Origin of the sequence: Amycolatopsis sp. NPDC001319, from assembly GCF_042896185.1 — a bacterium.
In the GTDB taxonomy this organism is placed as follows: Bacteria; Actinomycetota; Actinomycetes; order Mycobacteriales; family Pseudonocardiaceae; genus Amycolatopsis.
On sequence record NZ_JBIAWY010000004.1, the window covers coordinates 223,539 to 249,136 of the forward strand.

Here is a 25,598-nt window from a genome sequence, read left to right on the forward strand (position 1 = left end):
GGGGGTGTCGCTCCGCCGGTCCGCCGGCCGGGGCCCGGAGGCAGCCGGTTTCAGCGAACTGCCTCCGGGCCGGCGAGCTGCGCCCATTCGTCGGCCCAGCGCACCGCGCGCCGGTGGTCGAGCACGCGCCGGGCGATCCAGAACGCGCCGGCCAGCAGGCCGATCGCGCAGAGCCACGTGAAGGTGCCCACGAGCACGCCGTTGGTCACCGCGTCGGCGTGGGTGAGCGGGGCGGTCGTCTGCTTGCCGTTGTCGTCCAGCCAGATCGTGGCCTGCGAACCGGGGTTGCCGGCGCCCGCGGGCACCGTCACGACACCGGTCTGGGGCGAGCCGTTCGCCAGCCGCCAGCTGGCGGTCACGCGAGAGCTGTGGGCGATCGGGGCGCTGTCGCCCATCGACGCCGGCTTCGGCGCGGGCGCGAGCACGGTCGCGGTCACCTGATGGCGCGCGCGCAGCTGCGCGTCCGACGCCGCGGTCTCGTGGGAGACATCGGCTTTGCCGAGCATCACCACGAGCGGGAGCGCCAAGATCGCGATCAGCGCGGCCAGGCCGGCGAGGAGACCCTCGATCCGGTCGGAGCGCCGCACGAGCGGATTGCGCGCGAACCCCAGTCGTCGCAGGAAACGGGTGAAGAGAAGAGGTGGTCTGCCAGCCCGGGCCTTGTTCCGCATGAGCTCCATGGTCCTCTTACACGCCCGCGCGCGCTGTGTCCAGCACAACGTTTTCTTTGATTTTCATGGGAAAACGGTGTGTTCCTCAGCACGCTCAAGGTGGTCACCCCACTTGTGGGTGAACGCCGTCACTTCACGTCGCGATCGACTTGCCCGATGCTCGCCGCGCGTTGAATGCGAAGAGTCGAAACCGGTGTCAGTCCACGAGCCGGACGGTCGCCGTGGTGCTGTACGACTTTCGTCGCGTGATGCCGTGCTCGGCCACGATGCTCAGCTGGATCGACCGGTCCGCCGGGGCCCAGTAACCGGTGCGCACGAAGTACCCGTCCATCGTGCAGAGGCGGTTGGCGGTCTTGCGCGAGCTGATCGGCTCCCAGCCCCAGTGCCGTCCGCTCGCTTCCACTCCGTTGCGCCGGACGTACAGGCGCGGGTTGCCGACCTCGCGGCAGTACTCGGCGCCTTCGGCGATGTAGAGCACGCCGTCGACCTTGTAGAAGCGGTTGCCGTCGAGCAGGCTCACCTGACCCGACAGCGTCACGTTCACGCGGCCGCCGTCGTTTCCCTCCATCTCCCAGTCGACGCAGAATTCCTTCGCCGGAGCTTCGATCGACTGGGTCATGACCGCGTCCCCTTCGTGCGCTGTTTGGAGAAGATTCGATTAGAAGATAGGGAAGAATCACGAGGTCGGAAGGTTTTGGGAACGGTTTTCACCCGATAAGGCTCACGGCCTGACGGATTGTGTTCCACGCATGAATTGGCGGCATTTTTCAGCGCACCGGGTGATGGCGGACACGGGAAGTGAAATCGCATTACCCGGAACCGGTCATGTCCCACCGTTCGGCTGGGCGGTGTGGGTCTCGGTCGAGGCTCGCCGTGTCGGGAGCGTGAGCACTCACTATGACGGCTGTCATAGTGAGTCGATCAGGGAAACCGTGCTACCCATGGGTCATGACAGCTGTCATAACGATCGTCGAGCCGGCGACCGCCGGTGCCGTCGAGAGTCTCGTGCGAGCTTGCTCGCCGGAGAGCCTCGCGTGGCGCTTCACGCTGCCCGGGCGCCCGGCGCCGGACTGGATCCTGGTGCGCTACCGCGCGTTCCTGCTCGCCGGTGCCGCGCTCGTCGCGAAGGTCGGCGACGTCGCGGTCGGCTTGGTCAACCTCGTGCCGGAGGGCGAGTGCCGGGCCGAGCTCGGGGTGCTCGTGGCCGACGCCTGGCACCGCCGCGGGATCGCGAGCGCGCTCGTGCGCGAATTGGCCGACGACCCGCGCTGGGCCGGCTGGACGCTGCACGCCGCCGTCCAGGCCGGCAACGCGCCGGCGGAGGGCCTGCTGCGCGCCCACGGCTTCCGCCCGGTCCCGACGTTCGAGCGGGGCGAGAAGGAGTTCGAACGGGTCGTGCCGACTAGCATGACCAGCGTCATGAAGGAGGTCGTCGATGGCGGAGTCGGAGAGGCCGGCGCGGGACCGGATGGTGTTCAGCGCCGCGCAGCTGCTGCGGACGCAGGGCGTCGGCGGTACGGGCCTGCGGGACGTGGTGGCCCACGCGAACGCGCCGCGGGGGTCGCTGCAGCACTACTTCCCCGGGGGTAAGGAGCAGCTCGTCGCCGAAGCGGTCGCCTGGGCCGGCCGCTACGCCGCGCGCCGCGTGCGCCGCAACGCCGAATCGCTGGAAGACGCGACGCCGGGCAACCTCTTCGCCGCGATGGTCGAGCCGTGGCGCTCCGAATTCGCCGATCAGGGATTCGGGAACGGCTGCCCGATCGTCGCCACGGTCGCCGATTCCGCCGCACTGAGCGAAAAGCTGCGGGAGAGCGCGGCCGGCGCATTCGCCGAATGGCGTAAACCGCTCGTCGAAGCACTGGAGCAGATGGGCGTATCTCCCGCTCGCGCCGCTTCACTGGCCGTGCTGATGATCAGCTCGCTCGAAGGCGCGATCGTGCTCGCGCGCGCCGAACACGACGTCGCCCCGCTCGACTCGGTCGTCGAGGAGCTGCGGCCCCTGCTGGACGGCGCCGTGGACAAGCGCCGCCGCAAGCTCGCCTAGCGGCGGCCGAGCTTCGCGCGCAGGTTGGCGACCGTCGCGGGGTCGTGCAGCAGCTTCGCGAAGTGCTGCGACTCCACGTCCATCCGCCCGCGCACGCTGGTGTCCTCGGTGTCGCGCAGCAGCTCGCGGGTCAGCGCCAGCGACGAGGCCGGCTGCGCGGCCAACGCGGCCGTCCGGTCGGCGACTCGGGCCTCCAGCGCCGCCGCGTCGGGCAGCACCTCGTTCACGAGCCCCAGCCGGTGCGCCTCGGCGGCCGGCACGCGGTCGCCGAAGAGCAGCAGCTCGGCGGCGCGCTGCGGGCCGAGCAGACGCGGCAGCACGAAGCTGCTGCCGTACTCCGGCACGAGCCCCAGCGACGTGAACGGGAACTGCAGGTAGCTGCGCTCGGTCGCGTACACGAGGTCGCAGTGCAGCAGCAGCGTCGCGCCGATGCCGACGGCCGGGCCGTCGACGGCCGCGACCACCACCGCGCGCGTGGCCAGCAGGGCTTCCTGGAACCGCCGCACGGGTGTGTCGTCTCCGGCACCGGAGTCGTGCGCCAGGAAGTCGCCCAGGTCGTTGCCCGCGGTGAACGTGCCACCGGCGCCACCGAGGACGACGATCGGCCTGGCCGCGGTCTCCAGCGCTTCGGCCAGGGCCGAGTACATGGCCGTGGTCAGCGCGTTCCGCTTGTCCGGACGGTTGATCGTCACGCTGGTGACGGCTTCGCCGGCCACGACGTCGATGCTCATGCTCCGAGAGTTCCACAACGGAACTCAGCCGGTCAACGCCGTCTCAGCGAGGCTGCTCGCCCGCGCGCTGCCGGGGATGTCCACAGTGGACACCTTCCGCGCCTTGCGGCGGCCGGCAACCCTTCACCGACCCGGCCGCCCTCCACGACATCCGCGCGGTCTACGTGCGCGGCACGGCGGTCACAGCTCCGCCACCGCGCTGACCAGGCGGTCGACCTCGGCCGCCGTCGTATACGGCGCGATGCCCGCGCGGACGGCGCCCGTGTCGCCGAGGCCGAGGTGGCGGGAGCACTCGATGGCGTAGAAGCTCGCGGCCGGCGCGTTGACGTTGTGGCTCGCCAGGTGCTCGTACACGGCCTTGGGTTCGTGGCCCGTCACGGAGAACAGGACGGTCGGCGTGCGTTCGCGGCCGGGGGAGCCGTAGCGGACGACCTGGGGCAGCGCGGCGAGCCCGTCGTCGAGGCGCTGCAGCATCTCCTGCTCGTGCACTTCGAGCGCGGCCAGCGACGTGGCGAGCCGCTCGCGCCGGGTGCCCTCGGCCGGGACCAGGTTCGCGAGGAAGTCGATGGCCGCGGTGGTGCCCGCGAGCAGCTCGTAGGGGAGCGTGCCGAGCTCGAACCGCTCCGGCACGGCATCGCTGGACGGCACGAGCTTGTCCGGCCGCAGCGTCTCCAGCAGCTCGGGCGCGGCCGCGAGCAGGCCGAGGTGCGGGCCGAGGAACTTGTACGCGGAGCAGGCGTAGAAGTCGGCTCCGAGTGCTGCGATGTCCACGGTGGCGTGCGGCGTGAGGTGCACCCCGTCGACGTAGCTGAGCGCCCCGGCTTCGCGCGCCTTCGCCGTGATCGCCGCGACGTCCGGCCGCGTGCCCAGCAGATTGGACGCCGCCGTCACGGCCACCAGCCGCGTCTTGTCCGTCAGCAGCGACGTGATCGCCTCGACCGGCAGCTCACCCGTCGCCGGGTCGAAGTCGGCCCACCGCACGGTGACCCCGCGCGTGGCCGCTGCCTGCACCCACGGCCGGATGTTGGCGTCGTGGTCGAGCCGCGTGACCACGACCTCGTCCCCGGCTTCCCACGTCTTCGCCAGCGTGCGTGAGAAGTCGTACGTCACCTGGGTCATGCTGCGTCCGAAGACCACGCCTTCGGCCTTCGCGCCCAGCAGATCGGCCACTGCCTGGCGTGCTTCCCGCACGATCCCGTCGGCGCGCCGCTCGGCCGGCGTCACGGTGCCCCGGTTGGCGATCGCGGAGCAGAGGACTCCTGCCACGGCTTCCCCCACCACGTCCGGCACCTGCGAGCCCCCGGGCCCGTCGAAGTGCGCGGCGCCTTCGGAGAGGGCGGGGAAGTGCTTGCGGATCGCGTTCACGTCATAGGCCACGGAGCCCAGCATGCCGGAAGCGATCAGGCGGGTGCGAGATCGGCCGGGGATCTCGGCCGGAGCCCTGGTCGGAACGGCTTGGTCGACAGCTGAGACGACCGGTCATATAATTGGTGGATGCCACGTCCCAGCGTTCGTGAGGTGATCGTCGACACCGCGGTCACCGAGTTCCACCGCTACGGCTTCGCCGCGTGTTCCGTCGACACCATCACCCGGGCGGCCGGCGTGCCCAAGGGGTCGTTCTACAACCACTTCAAGAGCAAGGAAGACCTCGGCGCCGAAGTCGTCGCGCGCTACGCCGAGAGCTCCGGCTGGCGTGACGGCCACGGCGACCTCGGGCCGCTCGACACGTTGCGCGCGCGGTTCACCGTGATGCGCGACGTGCTGGTGGACAACGAGTTCACCCGCGGCTGCCTCATCGGCAACATGGGGTCCGAGCGCGCCGACCACAGTCCCGTCATCCGCAAGCAGGTCGGGGAGAGCCTCACGCACTGGTCGGACAGCATCACCGACTCCATCCGCCAGGCGCAGGCCGCCGGCGAGGTCAAGGGCGACAAGGACCCGGAGCTGCTCGGGCGGTTCGTGCTCGACGCGTGGGAGGGTGCGATCATCCGTACCAAGGTGGCCAAGAGCGTCGCCCCGCTGGACGACTTCTTCGACGTGGTGTTCGGCTCCCTGCTGTAGGAAGGTGCCCCCAGCGTGCTCGCCGACCTGGTGGACGAACTGCTCGCCCAGCCGCTCCCGTGGCCCATCGTCCAGGCCGGTGACCCGGTCCTGCGCACGGCCGCGGCGCCGTATGAAGGCGAGCTGAGCGAAGCCGCGCTCGCTGGGCTGATCGAGGGCATGAAGGAGACGATGCACGCGGCGCCCGGTGTCGGGCTGGCCGCGCCGCAGATCGGGCTCCCGCTGCAGCTCGCCGTGATCGAGGACTACGAGCGGCCGAACACGCCGCCGGAGGTGCTGGCGGCGCGGGGGATCGGGCCGTTGCCGTTCCGCGTGCTGGTGAACCCGCGGTACACGGCGCTGGGCGCCGAGCGGGTCGCGTTCTTCGAGGGGTGCCTGAGCGTGAACGGATGGCAAGCCGTGGTCGCGCGGCCATTGCGCGTCCGGCTCGAGGCGCAGGACGAGACGGGCGCGGCCGTCGACGAGGAGTTCGCCGGCTGGCCGGCGCGCATCGTCCAGCACGAGACCGACCACCTCGGCGGAGTGCTCTACCTCGACCGCGCGGAGCTGCGTTCGCTGTCGACGCACCAGGCCGTGGCGCAGCGGTGGGCGCAGCCGACGCCGGTCGACGCCGCGAAGGAACTGGGCTTCGACCTGCCCTGAAAAACCTGGGTGCCTGATTCGGGGGTCGGCGCTTGACAGTGACTAAGACGACCGGTCATATTCGTGACATGACAACTTACCGAGCTCTGGAAGTCACCGGAACCCGCCAGTTCGCGCTCAGCGAGCGGGAGCTCGTCGCGCCGTCGTTCGGGCAGGTCCGGGTCAAAGTGGAGTACTGCGGCGTCTGCCATTCCGACGTGCTCGCGGTGGACGGGCTGCGCGCCGACCCGGATGTGCCGCGGGTGCCCGGCCACGAGATCGTCGGGGTGATCGACGCCGTCGGCGAGGGGGTGCGGGCGTGGCACGTCGGCGAGCGCGTCGGCATCGGTTACCTGGGCGGGCAGGACGGCGAGTGCGAGTACTGCCGCCGCGGCGACTTCGTCAACTGCACCGACCAGCCGTGGACCGGCACGCACGTCGACGGCGGTTACGCCGAATACGCCTATGCCCGCGCCACCGGCCTCGTGCGCATCCCGAGTGGACTGTCCTCTTCGGACGCCGCGCCGTTGCTGTGTGCGGGAATCACCACGTACAGCGCGTTGAGCAAGCTGGACGCGCGACCCGGTTCGCTGGTCGCGGTGCAGGGGATCGGCGGGCTGGGCCATCTTGGTGTGCAGTACGCGAAGGCGCTGGGCTACCGCGTCGCCGCGATCGCGCGGGGAACGGACAAGGCCGACCTGGCCATGCGGCTCGGCGCGGACGAGTACCTCGACAGCACTGCCGCCGACCCCGGCGCGGAGCTGCAGAAGCTGGGCGGCGCGGCGGCGATCGTCGCGACGGCCTCGAGCGGCGCGTCCATGTCGCCGCTGGTCGCGGGGCTTGCGCCGCGCGGGCGGATGGTGGTCGTCGGCGCGGCGCCCGACCCGCTGTCGATCGGCACCGCGGACCTGATCTTCGGCACGCACACGGTGGCCGGCAGCCTCACCGGTTCGGCCATCGAGAACGAGGACGGCCTCGCCTTCGCCGAGGCCCGCGGCGTGCGGCCGATGAACGAGATCGTCCCGTGGACCGACGCCCCGAAGGCCTACGAGCGCATGATGTCGGGTCAGGCGCGCTTCCGGATCGTCCTCGACCTCGCGGCCTGAGCTTTTTGTCGGTGGCCGCTGCTAGCGTCCTCCCTTGTTCGAGTCCGACTGGGAGGGATCACATGGAATCGTTGCAGGACAAGGCAAAGGCGTTCAGAGAGCTGCACGCCCAGCCGATGCTGGTACTGCCGAACGCCTGGGACGCCGGCAGCGCGGCTGTCATCCAGCACGCCGGCGCACCGGCCATCGCCACCACGAGCGGCGGCGTCTCGTGGGCCCTCGGCCGCGGCGACGGCCAGAGTCTCACGCGCTCCGAGATGACGGCGGCCGTGCGGCAGATCACCCGCACCGTCTCGGTACCGGTGACGGCCGACATCGAAGGCGGCTACGGCCCGGACCCCGCCGACGTCGCCACCACCGTCGCCGAGGTCATCGACGCCGGCGCGGTCGGCGTCAACCTGGAGGACTCCCGGGCGGGCACGCTCTCGCTGTTCGCCCCGGACGTCCAGGCTGAGCGTCTGGCGGCGGCCCGCGCGGCTGCCGCCTCGGCGGGCCTGCCGGTGCTGTGGATCAACGCCCGCACCGACGTGTACCTCTTCGGCATCGGCGAGCCCGCGGGCCGCTTCGCCGACGTGCTCGCCCGCGCCCACGCCTACGCCGAGGCCGGCGTGGACAGCATCTTCGTGCCGGGCCTGGTGGACCTGGCCGTACTCCGCGAGCTCACGGCCGCCTCCCCGCTCCCCGTCGCCGCCATGGCCGGCCCGGGCGCTCCTTCCGTGGCAGACCTCGCGTCGGCCGGCGTCCGCCGCGTCACCGTCGGCACGGCCCTGGCCCAGGCCGCCTACGCCGCGGCCCTCCGCTCGACCCGGGAACTCCTCGACGCGGGCACCTACGCCGAGCTGGGCTCCGCCATGGACTTCGGCACGCTGAACGGCTTGTTCGCGTGACGGCCTTCGACTGCGCGGAGGTGGGTGCCGTGTAGCCCCGCGCTTCTGTCCTCACCCCTCTCGGGCGGCCGGGGACGATACTGAACCGCGTGGATCACGCGGGACCACCCGATGCCGATCCCGCGGGTTCGAACTGCGTGGATTTCGGGGGACTGGACCGTGTGGGCCGTGCGGGCCCGAATCGCCTGTACTCCGAGGGCCCTCACCCCGGAGGGTGCGACTCCGGGCCGTGTCGCCTACGGAGGACCTCACCGCGCGGATCAGGCGGTTTCGGACCGCGCGGATTCCGCGGGCGTGGGTCGCGCGGGCGTGGGTCGCGCGGGCCACGCGGGTTCGCGCCCCATGAATCACGAGGTGCCGAACCGCGCCGACCAGGCAGTCTTGGACCACGAGGATTCCGGGTGGACGGATCACGTGGATCTGGAAAGGCCGGCTCGCAGGGATCGTGTGGGTTTGGATCGCGCGGATTCCGAGGGGCGCGACCGCGCGGATCTCAGAGATGCGGACCGCGTGGATCCCGAGGAGCCGGGTCGCTCGGATCATGCGGGTTCGGACCGCGTGGACCACGAGGAATCGAGCAGCGTGGTTCGCCCGGCGCGGACCGACATGGATGACGCGGGGCTAACCGGCGTGGAATATCCCGCCGGGAACGCCGTCGTGGAACCCGGTCACCCGCGGCACCATGATCCCGGCCGACGATGGCTGTCGCCTCTGGGCGGATGCCGTTGGGAGGGTGAGTCGGTCGTTCTGCGTCGCCGGGGCCGTCCTGGATTTCCTCGCCCCACAGCGACAAACACCTACGCGGGCAGATAGTTGATCGGATGATCACCCGTCGCCCACAGGTACTGCACCGCGTAGGCCCGCCACGGCTGCCACGCCGCCGCATGGCGGGTCAGGGCGGAGGGCGACGTCGGCAGTTCCAAAGCAGCAGCAGCCAGCTTCACCCCCAGATCCGTGGGCACAAAAGCATCCGGATCACCCAGCGCTCGCATCGCGATGGTCTCCACCGTCCACGGCCCGAACCCCGGCAGCGCCGACAGCTCGGCGCGGGCGCGAGCCCAGTCACCGCCCGGCGAAAGGTCGAGGTCACCTGCGGCGAGAGCGGCGATGAGGCCCAGCAGCGTCCGGCGGCGGGACTGCGGCATCGCGAGCGTCGAAGGATCCAGGTCCACGAGGTCGGCCGGCGTGGGAAAGAGAAATCCGAGGCCGCCCTCGCGATCGTCGACGGGCGTGCCGTGGGCCGTGACCAGGCGGGCGGCGTGGGTGCGGGCCGCGGCGGTCGACACCTGCTGCCCCAGCACGGCCCGCATCGCGAACTCCTCCGGATCAGTCGTGCGCGGCACCCGGCGCCCCGGGTTCTTCGCGACCAACGGGGCCAGCGCCGGATCCGAGGAGAGCTGCGCGTCGACGGCGATGGGATCCGCGTCGAGGTCTAGGAGGCGGCGGCAGCGGCTGATGGCGGCCGACAGGTCACGCAGGTCGGTGAGGTTGAGGCGGCACGCGATGTGGTCGGGCGTCGGCGCCAGCGAAACGAGGCCGTGGCCGTGCGGCAGGCGCAGGGTGCGCCGGTACGCGCCGTCGCGCCATTCCTCGACACCCGGCACGGCCGTGGCCGCCAGGTGGCCGAAGAGGTTGTCCGGGCACAGCGGCGCGCGGAACGGCAGCCGCAACGACAGCGCCCCCGGCGAAGACGGCGCGCCGGACGCCCGCGCCCGCAGTTCGCTCGGCGTCAGGGCGAACACCTGCCGCACGGTGTCGTTGAACGTCCGGATGCTCGAGAACCCCGCGGCGTGCGCGATGTCGCCCATCGGCATGTCGGTGGTCTCGACCAGCAGCCGCGCCGTTTCCGCGCGCTGGGCCCGCGCGAGCGCCAGCGGCCCGGCGCCCAGCTCCGCGTGCACCTGGCGCTCGAGCTGCCGCACGCTGTACCCGAGCCGCGCCGCGAGCCCGCTCACGCCCTCGCGGTCGACCACCCCGTCGGCGATCAGCCGCATGGCGCGGGCGACCACGTCGGCGCGCTCGTTCCACAGCGGCGATCCCGGCGTGACGTCGGGCCGGCAGCGCTTGCACGCGCGGAACCCGGCCGTCTGCGCCGCCGCCGCGCTGCCGTAGAAGCGCATGTTCTCGACCTTCGGTGGCACGACCGGGCAGCTCGGGCGGCAGTAGATACCCGTGGTGACGACGGCGGTGAAGAACCACCCGTCGAACCGGGCGTCCTTCGACTGCACCGCGCGCACGCAGCGTTCGATGTCCTCGTACACCCCGCCAGTCTGCCCGGTGGCACCGACAGAACCTGGCGGGAATGCGACATCACCCCACCGAGCGTCACACTCGGCGAAGGTAATGCCTCACTTTTTCCCGATCACCGAAACACCATACCGGCTGGTCGGTGACGATCACCACTTCGGCGGTGTGCACCGAAGAGCAGTCGCTATAGTTTTTCGCACTGGCGGGAATTCTGGGGAAGTTCGCCATACGCGTCTGGGGACGTTCCCGCCTGTTCGAATCCGGTCCGTCGGCCGGGTTTTCTCCACCGAAAGGCGATTGAATGAAGAAGCACATTTCGCTGGTCCTCGGCATGCTCGTGGGCGCCGGCTCGATGCTCGCGCTGGCCCCGTCCGCCGGCGCGGCCGGGACCTGCGCGTCCGGGCACTTCTGCCTGTTCGAGGACGACGACTACAAGGGTCAGCACATCGAGTTCGCCTACCGCGCGGGCGCCATCGACCTGTCCAAGACCAAGTGGGCGGGCGGCAACGGCTTCGTCACCAACGGCGCCAGCTCGATGAAGAACAACACCAGCCACGTCGTGAAGCTGTACGACGCCGCCGACTGCGGCGGCAACCAGGGTTACGAGGCCAAGAAGAACTCGGTGGACACCGACTTCTCGAACAACAACTTCGACAACAAGGCCAGCTGCGCACTGTTCGTCTGATCTGAAAAAAAACCACAAATAGTGCCACCGGAAAACAATTCCGGTGGCACTATTTGTCGTCTCCGATGGTCACTCAGCGCTACCGCCGACAACCTTCCCCAGACTTCAGCTCGAATTCACCCCCGTGATCGTTCACGGCGCGCCGGGACCCGGATAACGTGCCCAGCGCGGGACGAACCACGCACGAACCGGCCCGTGTTGAGACGTGTCACCACCCGCTCCACCGGCGAAGAAGCGACTGGGGAAGCCGCCGACGGTGAGCACAACCACCGTGCCGCACCTGTGCGGCCGTCCGCCCTCCCGCGGGCACGACCGCCGGGACCGCACTGGATCGGAGCGACGTGGAAAACCCGACGCGACGCAAGTTCCTCACCGTCACGGGAGCCGCCGCCGCGCTGGCGCTCGCCGGCACCTTGCCCGGCATCATCGCTTCCGGCGCCACCACCGTGGACACCGACCGCGTGCCCGGCTACCCGTTCACGCTCGGCATCGCCTCGGGCGACCCGCTGCCCGACGCGGTGGTGATCTGGACGCGCCTGGCGCCGAAGCCGCTCGATCCGTTCGGCGGCATGAACGACCGCCCGGTGTCGGTGCGCTGGGAGGTCGCCGAGGATGAGCGGTTCCGCCGGGTCGTCCGCTCGGGCAACGCGCTCGCCCGGCGCGAGGAGTCCCACAGCGTGCACGTGGACGTCCGCGGGCTGCGGCCGTGGCGGCACTACTTCTACCGCTTCCACGTCGGCGGCCACACCAGCCCGGTCGGCCGCACCCGCACGTCGCCGACCGCGCACCAGTCGGTGCCCGCCGTCGCGCTGGCGTACGCGAGCTGCCAGGCCTGGTACGAGGGCTTCTACACCGCCTACCGCGACATGGCGGCGAAGGACCACGACGTCGTGTTCCACCTCGGCGACTACATCTACGAGTACGGCGTGGGCGCCGACGGCGGCCTGCGCAAGCAGGACATGGCCGTGGACTTCCAGCGCGAGACCACGACGCTCGACGACTACCGCGGCCGCTACGCCCTCTACAAGACCGACCCCGACCTGCAGGCCGCGCACGCCGCCGCGCCGTGGATCGTCACGATCGACGACCACGAGGTCGAGAACAACTGGGCCGGCGACATCTCCGAGAACAACGACCCCGTCGCGCAGTTCCTCGTGCGGCGCGCCAACGCGTTCCGCGCGTGGTGGGAGCACCAGCCCGTGCGCGTCTCGCAGCTGCCGACCGGGCCGGACATCCAGATGTACCGCCGCTTCCAGTACGGCGACCTGATCCGCTTCAACGTGCTGGACACCCGCCAGTACCGCGACGACCAGGCCGCGGGCGACGGCACCAAGGCCCCGAACCCGGACTCGCTCGACCCGAACCGCACGATCACCGGTGCGGCGCAGGAGAAGTGGCTGCTCGACGGCATGGCGCAGCACTCCGCGCGCTGGGAGGTGCTCGCGCACCAGACCGCGATCGCGCAGCTCGACACCGCCGCGGGCGCGCCCGTGCTCGTGCCGATGGACACGTGGGACGGCTACGTCGCCTCCCGCAAGCGCATCCTCGGCGGCGCGCAGGACCGCAAGGTGCGCAACCTGGTGAGCATCGCGGGCGACCTGCACCGCAGCGTCGCGTCGGAGCTTCGGCCCGACTACGCGGACCCGGCCTCGCCGGTCGTGGCGACGGAGTTCGTCGGCACCTCGATCACGTCGGGCCAGGACGGCATGGACCTCGACGCCGGCGGCCAGACCATCCTCGACGAGAACCCGCACGTCAAGTTCGGCAACTTCCAGCGCGGCTACGTGCGCTGCGAGGTCACCCCGCGCGAGTGGACCGCCGACTACCGCGTGGTCGACAAGGTCTCCATCCGCGACGGCAAGGTCACCACGCGCGCGAAGCTGACCGTCGAAGACCGCGTCCCCGCCATCCACGTCCACTGACAGGAGTTCCCCATGCAGCGACGTCACCTCGCGGTGGCCGCCGGCGCTGTCGTCGTGCTCGGCGTGGCACTCGCGAGCGCCGCGCAGAGCACCCCGGCCACGCCCGCTTTGCAGCTGACCGCCACGCCTGCGCAGATCCAGGTCGTCGGCCTGCCCTGCCTGCCGAGCGCCCTCACCGTCGGCATGACGAACAACGGCAAGGGCCCGGTGTACGCGGACATGGAGCTCTCCGCGCCTCGGCCGCTGTCCCTCGACCGGCGGGTGTTCTCGTCCTGGCTTCCCGTCGGCCAGCCGGTGTCGGTCCGGGTCGGCGTCACCGTGCCGCGCTCCGCCCGCCCCGGCCACTACACCGTGGACCTCTTCTCCGACCGCGCCCACTTGCCCGTCCCCGTCGACGTCCTTCCCTTACCTCCCAAGGGCCCCGGCGACAACCTCCTCCTCGGCGAACAAGCCACGCCCTCCTCGACCAACGGCAGCTTCTCCCCCTGCGGCGCCGTCGACGGCGATGCGAACGGCGACCACTGGTCCACCACCACCGGCTGGAACGACGGCACGAAGTCCGCGTTCCCGGACACCTACGCCGTGACCCTGCCCGCTGCTGCCGCGGTCAGCCGCGTCGTCACCGACACCCTGGACTCCACCAAGTACCCGGCCGCCAAGTACGGCCTCCGCGACTTCGACATCCAGGCCCACATCGCCGGCGCCTGGACCACGGTCGCCTCGGTGCGCGGCAACACCTCGGGCGCGGTGACGTCGACGTTCCCGGCTGTGCAGGCCGATGGGGTGCGGGTTGTGGCTTTGGATTCGAATGATCATGCTTATTCGCGGATCGTGGAGCTGGAGGCTTTCTCGAGCTGAGGGGTTTGAGGCGCTGGACCCGGCTCGGGTTCAGGCGGGGTGATTTCGCTCGGGTCGGGCTCCGCGAAGTCGGCGACACGGCTCGGCGAACTCGGGAAGTGCTGCCGGGACCGGCAAGTGCGGTGGTTACTTCGGCTACAGCTCCCGCACCCGGCTCAACCGGGCAGCGGACACAGTCGCGAGGGCCATCACCGCCGCACCCGTGATCAGGGTGGCGCGGAGACTCACGGAGCCGAGCAGCCCGCCGGGCGAGGGCGCCCAGGGGTTGCATGCCGTAGACGAGGAACCGCCATGTCGCAGTGGCGCGGGAGAGCAGGTCGGGCGCGATGAGGGTTTGACGCAGAGTCTGCTGGTTCACGCCGTACAGCGAGGGCCCCGCGCCGCGCAGCACCTGGCCGGCGACAGCGGGGACGGCCCCACCCCCGGCGATGACCAGACCAGCGGCGCTGGCGAGTGTCATGCCCGCCAGATAGGCGCGGCCGGGGCCGAGGCGGCGCGTGATCGGATGCGCGACGAGCGCGCCGAGCATGCCGGCGGCGCCGGCCACAGTCACGGTGAGACCGACGGCCGCGGGAGAGAACCCGAGTTCTCGCACCAGGTACAGCACCAGCACGGTGTTCTGCAGCTGCCCGGCGAATGCGCCGAGCGTTGCCGACAGCGTGACCACGCGCAGCACCGGATGCCCGAACACCGCGTGCAAGCCTTCGAGGACGTCCTTCACGAGGTGGTGCTCGCGCGCTGCACGCGGCGGGCGGGGTACCCGGATGCGCGCCTTGAGCAGGGCGGCCACGAGGAACGACGCTGCGTCGGCGACTATCGCGAACGGCGCGGTGAGCAATGCGACCAGCGCCCCACCCAGCGCGGACCCGGTGGTGGCGACCGTGGTGGTGCTCAGCATCAGTGCACTGTTGGCGGGCAGGAGTTCCTCGCGTGGCACCAGTGCTGGCGTGAATGATTGCGCCGCAACGGTTTCGAACAGGTTCGCGACGCCGGCGAGAAGCGCGACAACCAGCAGCTGCACCAAGGTCAGCACCCCGAACGCCGCGGCGACAGGGACCGAGCCGATGAGCACCAGTTGCCCGATGTCGGCTGTCACCAAAATCTGCCGGTACGGCAGACGGTCCACCCAAACACCGGCGGGCAGGCCTAGCAGGAAGTGTGGCAGGAGGGCCGCCGCGCCCAGGAGTCCCATGTAGATGGACGAAGCGTGCAGCGTCAGCACGGCCGCCAGCGGCAGCGCGACAGTGGTGACACTCGAACCCAGCAGCGACACCGAGTTGCCGACAAAGAGCCGGCGGAAGTCGGCGTGTCGTTGGAGGATGTGCCGCGCCACGCGGGCGAGATTACGCCGAATCGCGATGAAGCCGGATCACGTGGCCGAAACCCGTTCCCGCTCACGGCGAGCATCCACAACCCGCAACCCCGCCAACAGTCCCGTCAGGCCGCGGTGCCCGCGGGTGAAGATGGCGAACAGGCCGCTCACCACGATCCACACGCCGGTGAACGTCGAAGGCTGTGCGCTGGCCGTCGCGGCGCCCAGGGCGAGGAAATAGCCGCCCGACCCGAAGACGAACCGCACCACCATCTGCAGAGCCGAAGGCTTGTCATCGCCAGAATTCACCACCGTCAGCAGCACCGCGCGTTGTCCAGGTGTCGCGCCGTTGCCGGCCAGAGGGACCATCAACAGCAACATCAACGCGGGCAACCACTCGCCGAGAATCGCGTTCACGACGGGATTGCCCGGCCCGCGGAGGCTGTCCGGGTCGCGCAGGAGCTGGACGGCGACCACGGCGACGTTCAGCGCCACGCCGAGCAGCATCACCGCGATGAGGTCGAGCAGCATGCCGAACAGGCGACGTCCGCTGCGGACGGGGCGGGGGGCCTTGGCGTCGAGGCGTTCGTGGGGGCGGCCGAGGACCGGGGCGACCAGGGCGCCGACCGCGGCGCCGGCGGTGTTGGAGAGGAGGTCGCCCGTGTCGAAGAGGCGGTAGGGGCAGTCGACGAGGAACCAGACGCCCGTGAGCTGCGTGGTTTCGATGAAGAGCGAAACGAGGAACCCGCTGGCGATCGCGAAGGCCGGGCCCTTCCGGTAGAGGCGGCGCATGAACACGCCCCACGGCACGAACAACGCGACGTTGAACAGGACCTGCCGCAGCGCCGGGTTGCTGAGCAGTCCCGTGTGGAACTGTTGCATGTCCGAAATGAACTGCAGTGGGTTCACGACGGGGTGGCGCAGCGACTCGTGGCTCGCGCAGAAGGCGGCGTCGACCACGGGCGTCGGCACGAGCGTGTACGTGATCAACGCGCAGCAGTAGACGAGGAACCCCAACGCCGCGATCGCGCGTCCCGGGCCGAACTCGCCGCGGCGGCGGTAGCTGAGGACGGCGTAGGGCACCACCAGCACGAACGCCAGCCCGAAGCCGCCGAACAGGGCCAGCAACGTCGGCCCGCTCCACTGTGTCACTGACCCCTCCACCTCCGTAGGCGCGCCCGAGGGTAGCGATCTTCGCCGGGACCCACCGTTCGAGGGACACTGGCAGCGGTGCGTAATCTGCACGCGGAGGGCACGGAGAGAGGAGCCGTTCGTGGACGACGACATCGAGGACAACGCCGACACCGGCGTGCTCGACCCCGAAGACACCCTCGAGGACGGCGACCCGTACGACGAGGCCTACTCGCCGCCGGAGAAGCCGCTGGCTGTGCGCGAGTGGGGCATGACCGCCGCGGAGGAGCTCGCCGGCGAGAGCTGGGAGGGCCGCCTCGCGCGCGAGCTGCCGGACCTGGCGTACGACGACAGCGACGACCTCGGCGACACCACCGACACCGACGGCGAACTCCTCGACGACGAAGTCGGCGACGCCCGCGCGGGCCGCCTGGTCGCCCAAGACGCGGGCTTCGGCCCGGACACCGACGAAGAGCTCTACGCCTCCGACGCCGGCATCGACGGCGGCGCCGCGTCCGCCGAAGAGGCCGCCGTGCACATCGTCACGCCCCGCGACTGATCCGGGAGGTGACGGACCGGTCACGACGTGCTCGAGTCGGGTGTCGGCAGGTGGCCGGGGGTGACTTGCCGGGCTGACGTGGGCAGTCGCGAACGGTCCCTTCGCGACGTGCTCGGGTCGGTGACCGGTCTGGGCACGTGTTGGGGAAGTTTCGCGGGCTGATGTCACCGTCGCGAACGGCCTTTTCGAGACGCGCTCGGGTTGGTGACCGGCCTCGGCAGGTGGCCGGGTGTCTTCGTGGGCTCGTCTTGGCCGTCGCGAACGGCCGTCTCGCGACGTGCTTGCTGGGTGACCGGTTCCGGTACGTGTTCGGGGAGCTTTGGCGGGCTGATGTCACCGTCGCGAACGGCCCTTTCGAGACGCGCTCGGGTTGCTGATCCCGGTTAGGCGGGCGTCGGGGTGGTTCGCGGCTGGCTGCCGCCAAGGGGCCTTTCGTGACGGGTTCACGGTTGCTGGGTGGGTCTCGGCGGGTGGTTGGGGTGAGTTGTGGGCTCGCCTTGGCTGTCGTGAACGGTCTCTTCGCAACCGGTCGGATTGGCGAGTGGAGTTCCAGCAGTCGTCGCGCAGGCGGGCGTGACTCTGCGGAGTCGACGGCGTCGTGAAGGGACCGCTCGACCGGGCGGCGGCGGATGGCGGGCGCTTGCGGGGCGGCCGATCCGATCTTCACGAAGTGTCCGAAAGTCCCCACCGCGCTGCCCTTCACAGCTCCGTGGCCCAGATCGAGGCCGGGAGCAGGTAGGGGCGCAGGAGTGCGGTGAGCTCGGGATCCCCACGGTGGTGCAGGGCGTTTTCGGCCAGGCGGCGGGTGACGCCGGCCAGGAAGTCGGCGAGTTGGACGCGCGGGTCGGCGCGGGAGTCGACGAAGTGGATGTCGCGGGTGGGGCCGAGGAGGGTCGCGAGGCGTGCGGGGGTGAGGGAGGGCTGTTCGTCGTGGATGACGGTGGCGGGGTGCCAGTGGGCGACCGTGTCGACGAGGGCCGGCATCAGTGGGTCGAGTGGTGGTACCAGCGATGGGTCGGCGAGCAGCTGATCTCGTAGCTCGGTCAGGTGCTCGCGCGCCGGCGGCCGGTCGATCGGCGGGTCGAGTGACTCGGTCTGCTGCAGCGGTCGGACTTGCGGGTGCCCCGGGTGGTTTGGCTCGGGCCGTTGCTCCGGGTTGATCTGTGGGCGGGATGGCTCGCGCTGTTGGGGCGGTGGGACCTCGGTGTGCTCGGGGTGGTTTGGCTCGTGGCGTTGCCGCGGGTCGATCGGTGGGCGGAGTGACTCGGGCTGTTGCGGTGGCCGGATTTGCGGGTGGTCCGGGTGGTTCGGCTCGGGCCGTTGCTGCGGGTTGATCGGCAGGTGGGGCGACTCGGGCTGCTGCGCCGGTCGGATCTGAGGGTGCTCCGGGTCGTTTGACTGGCGTTGTTGCCAAGGCGCGACCAGCGGGGGCTCGATGCTGATCGATCCGCGCTGCCGTGCCGGTGAATGGGCGGCGGGCTGTGGCGCCGACGAGACAGCATTGGGTAGGGGATCGTCGCGCCGCGGCGCCGACGAAACGCCACTCGGCCGGGGACCACCGTGCAGCGGCACCTGGGCGAGCCAACCCAACACATCACGCTGAGCAAAGAACTCCGCAGGCGTCAGCCCCGGACCACGCCGCTGCGAGGTCCGCAGCAAAGCCGTGAACGACTGCAGGAACTCAACCCACCGCGGCCCATACAGTCGCAAACTCCCCAAATAAAGCGCCAGCGCCCGGGAGTCCGGGCGGCGGGCGAGGCAGTCCGGGTACGGCACTCGGTCGACGAGGAGGTCCACCACCTTTCCGGTGACGAACAGTGCCTTGTCCACCAGCACGACGCCGGCCCGGCCGACCAAGGGGCCCGACGGGCCCAGGAACCACACCAGCGCGGCCCGGTTCTTGGCGCGCAGCAGGTGGTTCGCCTTGTACTCCATAGCCGGCGAGCCGATCCGGTCCCGGAGCTCGCCGACGCAAGCCGCGGCTGCGTCGAGGCCCACCCGGACGCCGGCGTGCGCGAAGACGGCCGTGTTCGCCCCGATGAGGTTGACGCCCTCGGAGCCGGACTCGTCGCAGGCGATCGTCCCGGGCACCGGCAAGATCCTGCCAGGCCCGGCCGGCCGGCGCACGGGGTTTTCGCAAAACAACAGTCCACAAGGGACTCAGCCCAGCGTGAACGGGTCCCGTGTCCCTCCGGTCAGCTCGATCCAGACGGCCTTTTCCTCCAGGTACTCGTCCACGGCGTGGACCCCGTTCTCCCGGCCCAGGCCGGAGTTCTTGAAGCCCCCGAAGGGAACCGACGGGGAGACCACGCGGTAGGCGTTCACCCACACCGTCCCGGCGCGGATTCGCCCGGCGACCCGGTGGGCCCGGTGCACGTCCTTGGTCCACACCGCGCCGGCGAGGCCGTAGGGTGTGTCGTTGGCCAGTTTCACCGCCTCGTCCTCGTCGGTGAAGGTCAACGCGGCCAGGACGGGGCCGAACACCTCCTCGCGATACACCGTCGACTCGGGTGTGACGCCGGTCAGCACCGTCGGCTGCACGAACAGCCCGCCCAGGCCAGGATCCGCGCCGCCGCCGAACGCGACCGTCGCGCCTTCAGACCGCGCGGTTTCCAAGTACGACAACACCTTCTGATACTGCGGCTCGTTGGCCACCGGGCCCATCTCGGTCTCCGCCGCGGTCGGGTCGCCCAGCCGGATCGCGGCGGCGCGCCGGGCCACCAGCCGCACCAGTTCGTCGTGGACGTCGGCGTGCACGATCAGCCGCGACCCCGCCATGCACGTCTGCCCGGTGGCCGCGAAAACGCCCGCCACGATGCCGTTGGCGGCCGCCTCCAGATCCGCGTCGGGGAACACGACCTGAGGCGATTTCCCGCCCAGCTCCAAGGTCACCTTCACGAGGTTCTCCGCCGCTGCCCGTGCGACAGCCCGGCCCGTCGCCGTCGAGCCCGTGAACGCGACCTTGTCCACGCCGGGGTGGCCGGCCAGGGAGGCGCCCGTCTCGCGCGAAAGGCCCGTGACGACATTCACCACACCAGGCGGAAAACCGGCCTCCGTGACCAGCGCGGCGAAGCCCAGCGTCGACGTCGGCGCGTGCTCCGAAGGCTTCACCACCACGGTGCACCCGGCGGCCAGCGCCGGTGCCAGCTTCCAGGTCAGCAGCAACAACGGCGAGTTCCACGGAGTGATCGCCGCGACCACCCCGACCGGCTCGCGCTTCGTGTAAACGAGGTAGTTCGGGTTGGGCGACGGGATCTGCCGCCCCTCGATCTTGTCCGCCAGGCCGGCGAAGTAGTGGTACCAGCCGCCGAGGGCGGTGAGCTGGCCGAGCATCTCGCGCAGGAGCTTGCCGGAGTCGTTGACCTCGAGGCGGGCCAGCCGTTCGGCGTTCTCGCCGATCAGGTCACCCAGCCGGCGCAGCAGCGCGGCCCGGGTGAAGCCCGTGGCGGAGCTCCACTCGCCGTCGAGGGCGGCGCGGGCCGCGCGCACGGCGGCGTCGACGTCCTCGGGCCCGCCGTCGGGGAGCACGGCCCAGGTTTCGCCGGTGTAGGGGTTGCGGGATTCGAACGTCTTGCCGCTGATCGCGTCGACGGCGTGGCCGCCGATGAGCATCTTGAAGTGTTCGGGCATGGCCCACCTCTCCTCGGTCTCGCTTCGGACGGTACGTCCGCACCCGAGGAGGCACCAGACCCGCGGATTCAGCCGATCGGCGAAAGTGTCCACAAAGGACGCAAGGGGCGCCGTGGACCAGGGCCGCCGGGAGTGCGGTGAACGCACCGCACTCCCGGCGGCCGGGCGGTCGGGCGCCGGGGGCGGTGATCCCAGTGCACAGCCGCCGGCGTGGGCCGACCTGGTGAGAGGAGCAGGCTGGGAAGATCACTTCGAACGTAACCCACACCCCGGCGGGCCTGCCAGTACTGTTCCCCGATCGAGGCGGTGTGAACAATGCACGTGTGCTGTCCGATGCGAGCGGCAGGGAACCGAAGATGAGCCAGAACACCGACGCGCCCCTCGGCGCGCCGTGGGCACACCAGCAGCAAGAGGCGCTCCCGCAGGTCCCGGCCCCGCCGCCGGACCCGCAGGAGCCGCCGAAGCGCAAGCGCTCCCTGCGCGCCGTGCTGATCTCACTCGGACTGGTGGTGCTGCTGGCGCTCGTCGGCGTCGCGGTCGGGCACTACGCGTGGGGGCCGAAGACGCCGCCCGCGCCGGCGGCGGCCCCGGTGCGGGTGCAGGCGGCGTTCGACGTCGCGTCGGTGGTCGCGAAGGTGAGTCCCGCTGTGGTGGACATCGACGTGGAGCTCGGCCTCGAGGGCGGCGGCGCGGCGGGCACGGGCATCGTCCTGAGCGACGACGGCCTGGTGCTCACCAACAACCACGTGGTCGAGGGCGCCACCGCGATGCACGTCACCGACGTCGGCAACGGCCGCGGCTACGACGCCACGGTGCTGGGTTACGACCGCAGCCACGACATCGCCTTGCTCAAGCTGAAAGACGCGACCGGCCTGGTCACGGCCACCCTGGGCGAATCCGGCGCGGTCGAGATCGGCGACGGGGTGGTCGCCATCGGCAACGCGGGTGGCCTCGGCGGGCCGCCCAGCGCGTCGCCGGGCAAGGTCACGCGGCTCGGCCAGCAGGTCACCGCGGCCGACGAGGTCACCGGCGCCACCGAGACCCTCACCGGCCTGCTGCAGGTCGACGCCGACATCCAGTCGGGCGACTCCGGGGGACCGCTCGCCGACACCCAGGGCCGCGTGATCGGCGTCGACACGGCCGCGAACGCCGGGTACGTGTTCGACAAGGGCCTGCGCCCGCACGAGGGCTTCGCGATCCCCATCACGGAGGCCGCCGACATCGCGAAGCGCATCCTCGAGCGCAAGGCGTCCGACACCATCCACATCGGACCTAGCGCGTTCATCGGCCTCACCGTGGTCGACGGCGGCAACGGCACGGGCGCGCTCATCAAGTCCGTGGTCGCGGGCGGGCCGGCGGCCAAGCTGGGCCTGAAGGCCAACCTCCTCGTGGTGGGCATCGACGACAAACCGGTCACCTCGGCGACGGCACTGATCGCCCTCATGGACACCCACCACCCCGGCGACAAACTGCGGGTGACGGTCGCCGGGCAAGGCGGCAAAACGGCCACGGTGACGCTGGTCCCGGTGAGTGGTCCGATCGGCTGAGTGCGGCCGCCGGGGACCGGTCGGACGCCCGGGTCGCCCTTGTCACCGAGCGTGATGGCGAGGTCGGCGAGCGCGCCGAAACCGGGTCCGGCAGGGGACGAACGGGCACCGTCCGTGGCCGAAGGTGTCGGTTGCCCCCGGTGATGGCAATCGTCCGTTCAGGGGAAGGGTTGACTGTCGCGGGGTGCGAAGCGGCCACTGTGGGTGGTGGTCGCGGACGGAGCACCTCGTGTGGACGGCCTCGGGTGCTGTCCTACAGTTCTGCGCAGCAGGGCAAGGGTGATCTTGCCGGTTCGGGGAGGGTGGTCCGGAATGGCCGGGTTGAGGACTCGTCACCGCCAACAGGTGGCCGACGAGGCGCTCGTCCGCTCGTTGTTCGAGGAGCACGGAAAGGCGATGCTCGCCTACGCCACGAGACTCCTCAACGACCGCGCGGCCGCCGAAGACGTGGTGCAGGAGGCCCTGGTGCGCGCCTGGCGCAACCCGGACAGCCTCGTCAACGGCAAGGGCTCCGTGCGCGGCTGGCTGCTGACCGTCGTCCGCAACCTGGTGATCGACAAGGTCCGCGCGCGGGACGCACGCCCCGCGGAGGTCGCGGAGTCGCCCACGACCGGTCCGGTCGAGCACGACCACGCCGACCACGTCGTGGACTCGATGGTGGTCCTGTCGGCGCTCGAAGGCCTCTCGCCCGAGCACCGCGAAGTCCTGGAACAGATGTACCTGCACGGCCGGACGGTGACCGAGGCCGCCGAGCAGCTGGGAATCCCGGCGGGCACGGTGAAATCCCGGTCGTACTACGGTCTACGGGCATTGCGGGAGAAGTTCGCGGATCAGCGGGTGGGGGCGGCGTAGATGAGCGGGTTCAGCGAGTTCCCCGAGCACGCGGACCTCGCCGGCTACGTCGCCGGTGACGTCTCCGCGGAGGAGAAGCAGACGATCGAGGCGCACCTCGCCGGCTGCGCGGACTGCCGCGCGGAGGTCGAGTCGCTGCGCGAGATGCAGGAGTTCCTGGGCGAAGTGCCGCCCGAGGCGCTGCTCGACGGCCCGCCCGAGGGCGGCGACCTGCTGCTGCAGCGCACGCTGCGCCAGGTCCGTTCGGAAGCGCGCAGCTCCGCCGGCCGGGGCCGGTTCCTGGCCGCGACGGCCGCCGTCGTGGTTGCCGCCGCGGCGATGGGCGTCGGTGTCGTAGTGGGCAAGGCGGGGTCGCCCGCGGGCCCGGCCGTCGCCGTTCCGCCGCCGCCCGCACCCGTGCCGACGACCGCGTCCAGCACCGTGCCCGGCACGAAGTTCCTCAGCGGCACCTCGGGCGAAACGCGGCTCACCGCGAGCATCGTCCCGGCCGCCGGCTGGGTTCGCGTCGAGGCAGCCGTGACGGGCATTCCGGCGGGGGAGAAGTGCCGCCTGATCGTCGTCAGCAAGAACGGCGACCGCGAAATCGCCGGCGGCTGGCTCGTGTCCCCGAAGGCGGTCCACGACGGTGCGGACCTCAACGGTTCCGCCCTCGTCGACCCCGCTCAGGTCGCTTCGATCGTGGTCGAGAATACCGAGGGCCACCAGTTCGTGGAAGCGAACGTCTGACCTTCGGGCGCTTCCTGCCCCGGCCCGTGGTGTGTTCGGGCAAACCGGGAGCGGGGGGGGTCCACTTCGGACGGTCCCGCGGCGGCCGGCGCGCAGGTGCGCCGGCCGCCGACGGGAACGCCGCCGCCCTAGTTGCGGTACCGGAACAGGATCCGCCCCCGGCTCAGGTCGTACGGGCTCAGCTCCACCAGGACCCGGTCGTACGGCACGATCTAGATGAAGTTCTTCCTGATCTTGCCGCTGATGTGGGCGAGCACGTGGTGCCCGTTGGACAGCTCGACCTTGAACCGGGCGTCGCGCAGGCACTCCACCACGGTTCCCTCGACTTCGATCCCGCCCTTACCGGCCATGGCGCACCAGCTCCAGGGTGCTGTTGCTCCGCCGGGCGCCGAGGCCCTCGAACAACGCCGTCGCCGCTTCGTTGGCCTCGTTCACCTCGGCCGACGCCGTCTCGATCCCCGCCCGGTGCAGAACGCCGAGTGAATGGACGAGCAGCGCACGGGCGATGCCGCGGCGTCGCCGGGAGGTACGGACGGCGACCAGCCCGATGCGGGGCAGGCGCGTCAGCTGGACCACCCGGATCAGGCCCACGTACTCGCCGTTTTCGGCTGCCACGGCGTACTTCGTCGGGTCGACGATCGTGTCGCCGGGCCGGACCAGCACCTCGGCCGGCATCTCGTGCCAGCCGACGGCCGCTTCGACCTCGGCCCGGACGACGCGGTCCAGCTCCCGCAGCGGGCCTTCTCCGGCGGCGCCCGCGGGGACGAGGGTGACGCCCGGTGGTGGCAGGGCCGGGCCGGTGACGCGCGTGGGCACGACGTACTCCCACTCGCGCCGCCGGATCGTCAAGCCGGCTTCGCGCCAGGCGGCCAGCAGTTCGTGGTCGGTTTCGTCGACCACCGTGTGGAGCGGTTGGGGCAGGGTCGCGAGCATCGCGCCGACGAGCTGGTCGAAAACGGAGCGGTGCCAGGCGTCGACGCTGAGGAAGACCCGGCCGTCGGGGCGCGTGGTCGCCTCGGCGCGGCCGGTGACGCGGTCGTCGTCCAGCGCGTGCCACAGCCGGGGCGCGACGCGCGTGATCTCCACCGCGGGTTCGCCCGCGGTGAAACGCAGAGTGTTCATGGTGGTCACCTTTCGGGAGTGCCTGATCAAGGCGCTCCCGGCAACCCCTACGTCAGTCGCCCGACCGTGACGACGAGGGGAGCACCCACATCGAAACAGCGTTCATGGGTCTCACCTCCCGGCGTCGAGTCACGGTCCCCGGAACGATAGCGGCAGGACGGCGGCGTGCCTACTGAATTTCGTGCGCCTAGCCGAACCTGGTGGTGAGCCAGGTGCGGGCGTGCTGCCAGGGTTCGTCGGCGGGCTCGATCACGCGGAAGTGGTCCACGCCGGCGAGCGCGGTGAAGGTGACGTCGTCGCCGGCGGCGCGGGCGGCCTCGACGTAGACGCGGCTGTGGTCGATCGGGACGCGGACGTCGGCGTCGCCGTGGACGATCAGCTGGGGCACGCCGATCGGCAGGCGCGTGAGGGGCGAGGCGGCCGGGTCCGGGGACGGCAGGAACAGGCTCGCGGCGCCCTCGCCGAGGCCTTCGGCGGCGCTGCGGGGGACGTCGGTGATCGGGGCGAGGCCGATGACGGCGGACGGTTTCACGGACGCGGCGGCGAGGAGCGCGAGGTGGCCCCCGGCGGAGTGGCCGACCGCGATCGTCGGCAGGTTCTCCGCGACGGGGACGGCGGCCATGGCGGCGAGGACGTCGTCGAGGGTCTCGGGCCAGCCGCCGGTGTCGCCGTCGATGCGGCGGTACTCGAGGTTCGCGACGAGCCAGCCGGCGGCGACGAGGTCGGCGGCGAGCGCGTCCATCAGGTGCAGGTCGCGCTGGGCGCGCCACCAGCCGCCGTGGAGCAGGAAAGCCGTGCCGCGCGCGGGGTTGTCGCCGTGCAGCTCGACGAACTGGCTGGGTTCGGCGCCGTAGCGGATCGTCCTCATTCCTTCATTACACCAGGG

23 protein-coding genes and 2 pseudogenes are annotated in these 25,598 nt (G+C 70.9%); 13 read left to right on the top strand and 12 right to left on the bottom strand.

Annotation, left to right across the window (positions count from 1 at the left end):
* Positions 1–50: 50 nt before the first annotated feature.
* Together ACFY1H_RS16180 and ACFY1H_RS16185 are read right to left on the bottom strand one after the other, a co-directional pair.
* Entirely contained in the window at positions 51–587 is a 537-nt protein-coding gene (locus ACFY1H_RS16180) for a hypothetical protein (RefSeq protein ID WP_366583100.1), read from the bottom strand.
* Positions 588–867: 280 nt separating this feature from the next.
* On the bottom strand, positions 868–1,290 hold the full coding sequence (locus ACFY1H_RS16185) for a hypothetical protein (protein WP_366583101.1): 423 nt from the start codon (positions 1,288–1,290) through the stop codon (positions 868–870).
* 329 nt (positions 1,291–1,619) lie between these two features.
* On the opposite strand from ACFY1H_RS16185, the gene ACFY1H_RS16190 reads away from it, so the two are divergent.
* Positions 1,620–2,261 (top strand): GNAT family N-acetyltransferase, encoded by a 642-nt coding sequence (locus ACFY1H_RS16190; RefSeq protein WP_366583102.1) that lies wholly within the window; start codon positions 1,620–1,622, stop codon positions 2,259–2,261.
* A complete protein-coding gene (locus tag ACFY1H_RS16195) occupies positions 2,203–2,715 on the top strand; it encodes a TetR family transcriptional regulator C-terminal domain-containing protein (protein ID WP_386947161.1) in 513 nt (170 codons plus the stop codon). Before ACFY1H_RS16190 ends, ACFY1H_RS16195 begins: the two co-directional genes overlap by 59 nt.
* Here the strand turns inward: ACFY1H_RS16195 and ACFY1H_RS16200 are convergent.
* Together ACFY1H_RS16200 and ACFY1H_RS16205 are read right to left on the bottom strand one after the other, a co-directional pair.
* Positions 2,712–3,446 (bottom strand): enoyl-CoA hydratase-related protein, encoded by a 735-nt coding sequence (locus ACFY1H_RS16200; RefSeq protein WP_386947163.1) that lies wholly within the window; start codon positions 3,444–3,446, stop codon positions 2,712–2,714. The two genes, ACFY1H_RS16195 and ACFY1H_RS16200, sit on opposite strands and share 4 nt — an antisense overlap.
* Before the next feature lie 180 nt (positions 3,447–3,626).
* Positions 3,627–4,823 (bottom strand): cysteine desulfurase-like protein, encoded by a 1,197-nt coding sequence (locus tag ACFY1H_RS16205; protein WP_386947165.1) that lies wholly within the window; start codon positions 4,821–4,823, stop codon positions 3,627–3,629.
* A gap of 117 nt (positions 4,824–4,940) precedes the next feature.
* On the opposite strand from ACFY1H_RS16205, the gene ACFY1H_RS16210 reads away from it, so the two are divergent.
* From ACFY1H_RS16210 to ACFY1H_RS16225, 4 genes are all read left to right on the top strand, one after another.
* Positions 4,941–5,507, top strand: coding sequence for a TetR family transcriptional regulator C-terminal domain-containing protein (locus tag ACFY1H_RS16210; RefSeq protein WP_364061162.1), 567 nt, complete (start codon positions 4,941–4,943; stop codon positions 5,505–5,507).
* 15 nt (positions 5,508–5,522) lie between these two features.
* A complete protein-coding gene (locus tag ACFY1H_RS16215; RefSeq protein WP_366583106.1) occupies positions 5,523–6,149 on the top strand; it encodes a peptide deformylase in 627 nt (208 codons plus the stop codon).
* Between the two features lie 68 nt (positions 6,150–6,217).
* On the top strand, positions 6,218–7,234 hold the full coding sequence (locus ACFY1H_RS16220; RefSeq protein ID WP_386947167.1) for an alcohol dehydrogenase catalytic domain-containing protein: 1,017 nt from the start codon (positions 6,218–6,220) through the stop codon (positions 7,232–7,234).
* A 62-nt stretch (positions 7,235–7,296) separates the two neighbouring features.
* Positions 7,297–8,121, top strand: coding sequence for an isocitrate lyase/phosphoenolpyruvate mutase family protein (locus ACFY1H_RS16225; RefSeq protein WP_386947169.1), 825 nt, complete (start codon positions 7,297–7,299; stop codon positions 8,119–8,121).
* A 797-nt stretch (positions 8,122–8,918) separates the two neighbouring features.
* Here ACFY1H_RS16225 and ACFY1H_RS16230 read toward each other — a convergent pair.
* Positions 8,919–10,382: a DNA-3-methyladenine glycosylase 2 family protein gene (locus tag ACFY1H_RS16230; protein WP_386947170.1), complete on the bottom strand. Its 1,464-nt coding sequence runs from the start codon at positions 10,380–10,382 to the stop codon at positions 8,919–8,921.
* Positions 10,383–10,669: 287 nt separating this feature from the next.
* Between ACFY1H_RS16230 and ACFY1H_RS16235 the strand changes: the two genes are divergently transcribed.
* The 3 genes from ACFY1H_RS16235 to ACFY1H_RS16245 all read left to right on the top strand — a co-directional run bounded on the left by ACFY1H_RS16235 (position 10,670) and on the right by ACFY1H_RS16245 (position 13,833).
* Entirely contained in the window at positions 10,670–11,053 is a 384-nt protein-coding gene (locus ACFY1H_RS16235; protein ID WP_386947172.1) for a peptidase inhibitor family I36 protein, read from the top strand.
* Positions 11,054–11,394: 341 nt separating this feature from the next.
* Positions 11,395–12,975 (top strand): alkaline phosphatase D family protein, encoded by a 1,581-nt coding sequence (locus tag ACFY1H_RS16240; RefSeq protein WP_386947174.1) that lies wholly within the window; start codon positions 11,395–11,397, stop codon positions 12,973–12,975.
* A gap of 12 nt (positions 12,976–12,987) precedes the next feature.
* A complete protein-coding gene (locus tag ACFY1H_RS16245) occupies positions 12,988–13,833 on the top strand; it encodes a hypothetical protein (protein ID WP_386947176.1) in 846 nt (281 codons plus the stop codon).
* A gap of 319 nt (positions 13,834–14,152) precedes the next feature.
* Here the strand turns inward: ACFY1H_RS16245 and ACFY1H_RS16250 are convergent.
* Positions 14,153–15,166 (bottom strand): annotated as a pseudogene (locus ACFY1H_RS16250) (MFS transporter); the annotation flags it as partial.
* A 36-nt stretch (positions 15,167–15,202) separates the two neighbouring features.
* Positions 15,203–16,297, bottom strand: coding sequence for a VanZ family protein (locus ACFY1H_RS16255; RefSeq protein ID WP_386947178.1), 1,095 nt, complete (start codon positions 16,295–16,297; stop codon positions 15,203–15,205).
* Between the two features lie 121 nt (positions 16,298–16,418).
* Here ACFY1H_RS16255 and ACFY1H_RS16260 point away from each other — a divergent pair, with 121 nt between their 5' ends.
* Positions 16,419–16,835: a DUF5709 domain-containing protein gene (locus ACFY1H_RS16260; protein ID WP_386947180.1), complete on the top strand. Its 417-nt coding sequence runs from the start codon at positions 16,419–16,421 to the stop codon at positions 16,833–16,835.
* Positions 16,836–17,534: 699 nt separating this feature from the next.
* On the opposite strand, the gene ACFY1H_RS16265 is transcribed toward ACFY1H_RS16260, so the two are convergent.
* The gene (locus ACFY1H_RS16265) at positions 17,535–18,926 is read right to left on the bottom strand and encodes a hypothetical protein (RefSeq protein ID WP_386947182.1); all 1,392 of its coding nucleotides are present in this window, start codon (positions 18,924–18,926) and stop codon (positions 17,535–17,537) included.
* Between the two features lie 69 nt (positions 18,927–18,995).
* Positions 18,996–20,465 (bottom strand): aldehyde dehydrogenase, encoded by a 1,470-nt coding sequence (locus ACFY1H_RS16270; protein WP_386947184.1) that lies wholly within the window; start codon positions 20,463–20,465, stop codon positions 18,996–18,998.
* 356 nt (positions 20,466–20,821) lie between these two features.
* Here ACFY1H_RS16270 and ACFY1H_RS16275 point away from each other — a divergent pair, with 356 nt between their 5' ends.
* The 3 genes from ACFY1H_RS16275 to ACFY1H_RS16285 all read left to right on the top strand — a co-directional run bounded on the left by ACFY1H_RS16275 (position 20,822) and on the right by ACFY1H_RS16285 (position 23,590).
* Positions 20,822–22,012 (top strand): S1C family serine protease, encoded by a 1,191-nt coding sequence (locus ACFY1H_RS16275; protein WP_386947186.1) that lies wholly within the window; start codon positions 20,822–20,824, stop codon positions 22,010–22,012.
* 312 nt (positions 22,013–22,324) lie between these two features.
* Entirely contained in the window at positions 22,325–22,864 is a 540-nt protein-coding gene (locus ACFY1H_RS16280; RefSeq protein ID WP_285973083.1) for a sigma-70 family RNA polymerase sigma factor, read from the top strand.
* Positions 22,865–23,590 (top strand): zf-HC2 domain-containing protein, encoded by a 726-nt coding sequence (locus tag ACFY1H_RS16285; protein ID WP_366583120.1) that lies wholly within the window; start codon positions 22,865–22,867, stop codon positions 23,588–23,590.
* A 128-nt stretch (positions 23,591–23,718) separates the two neighbouring features.
* Here the strand turns inward: ACFY1H_RS16285 and infA are convergent.
* From infA to ACFY1H_RS16300, 3 genes and pseudogenes are all read right to left on the bottom strand, one after another.
* Positions 23,719–23,940: pseudogene (gene infA, locus ACFY1H_RS16290) on the bottom strand (translation initiation factor IF-1).
* On the bottom strand, positions 23,930–24,712 hold the full coding sequence (locus ACFY1H_RS16295) for a GNAT family N-acetyltransferase (RefSeq protein ID WP_366583121.1): 783 nt from the start codon (positions 24,710–24,712) through the stop codon (positions 23,930–23,932). The pseudogene infA and the gene ACFY1H_RS16295 overlap by 11 nt, the downstream one beginning before the upstream one ends.
* A gap of 187 nt (positions 24,713–24,899) precedes the next feature.
* The gene (locus ACFY1H_RS16300; RefSeq protein WP_366583122.1) at positions 24,900–25,580 is read right to left on the bottom strand and encodes a prolyl oligopeptidase family serine peptidase; all 681 of its coding nucleotides are present in this window, start codon (positions 25,578–25,580) and stop codon (positions 24,900–24,902) included.
* Between the last annotated feature and the right edge of the window lie 18 nt (positions 25,581–25,598).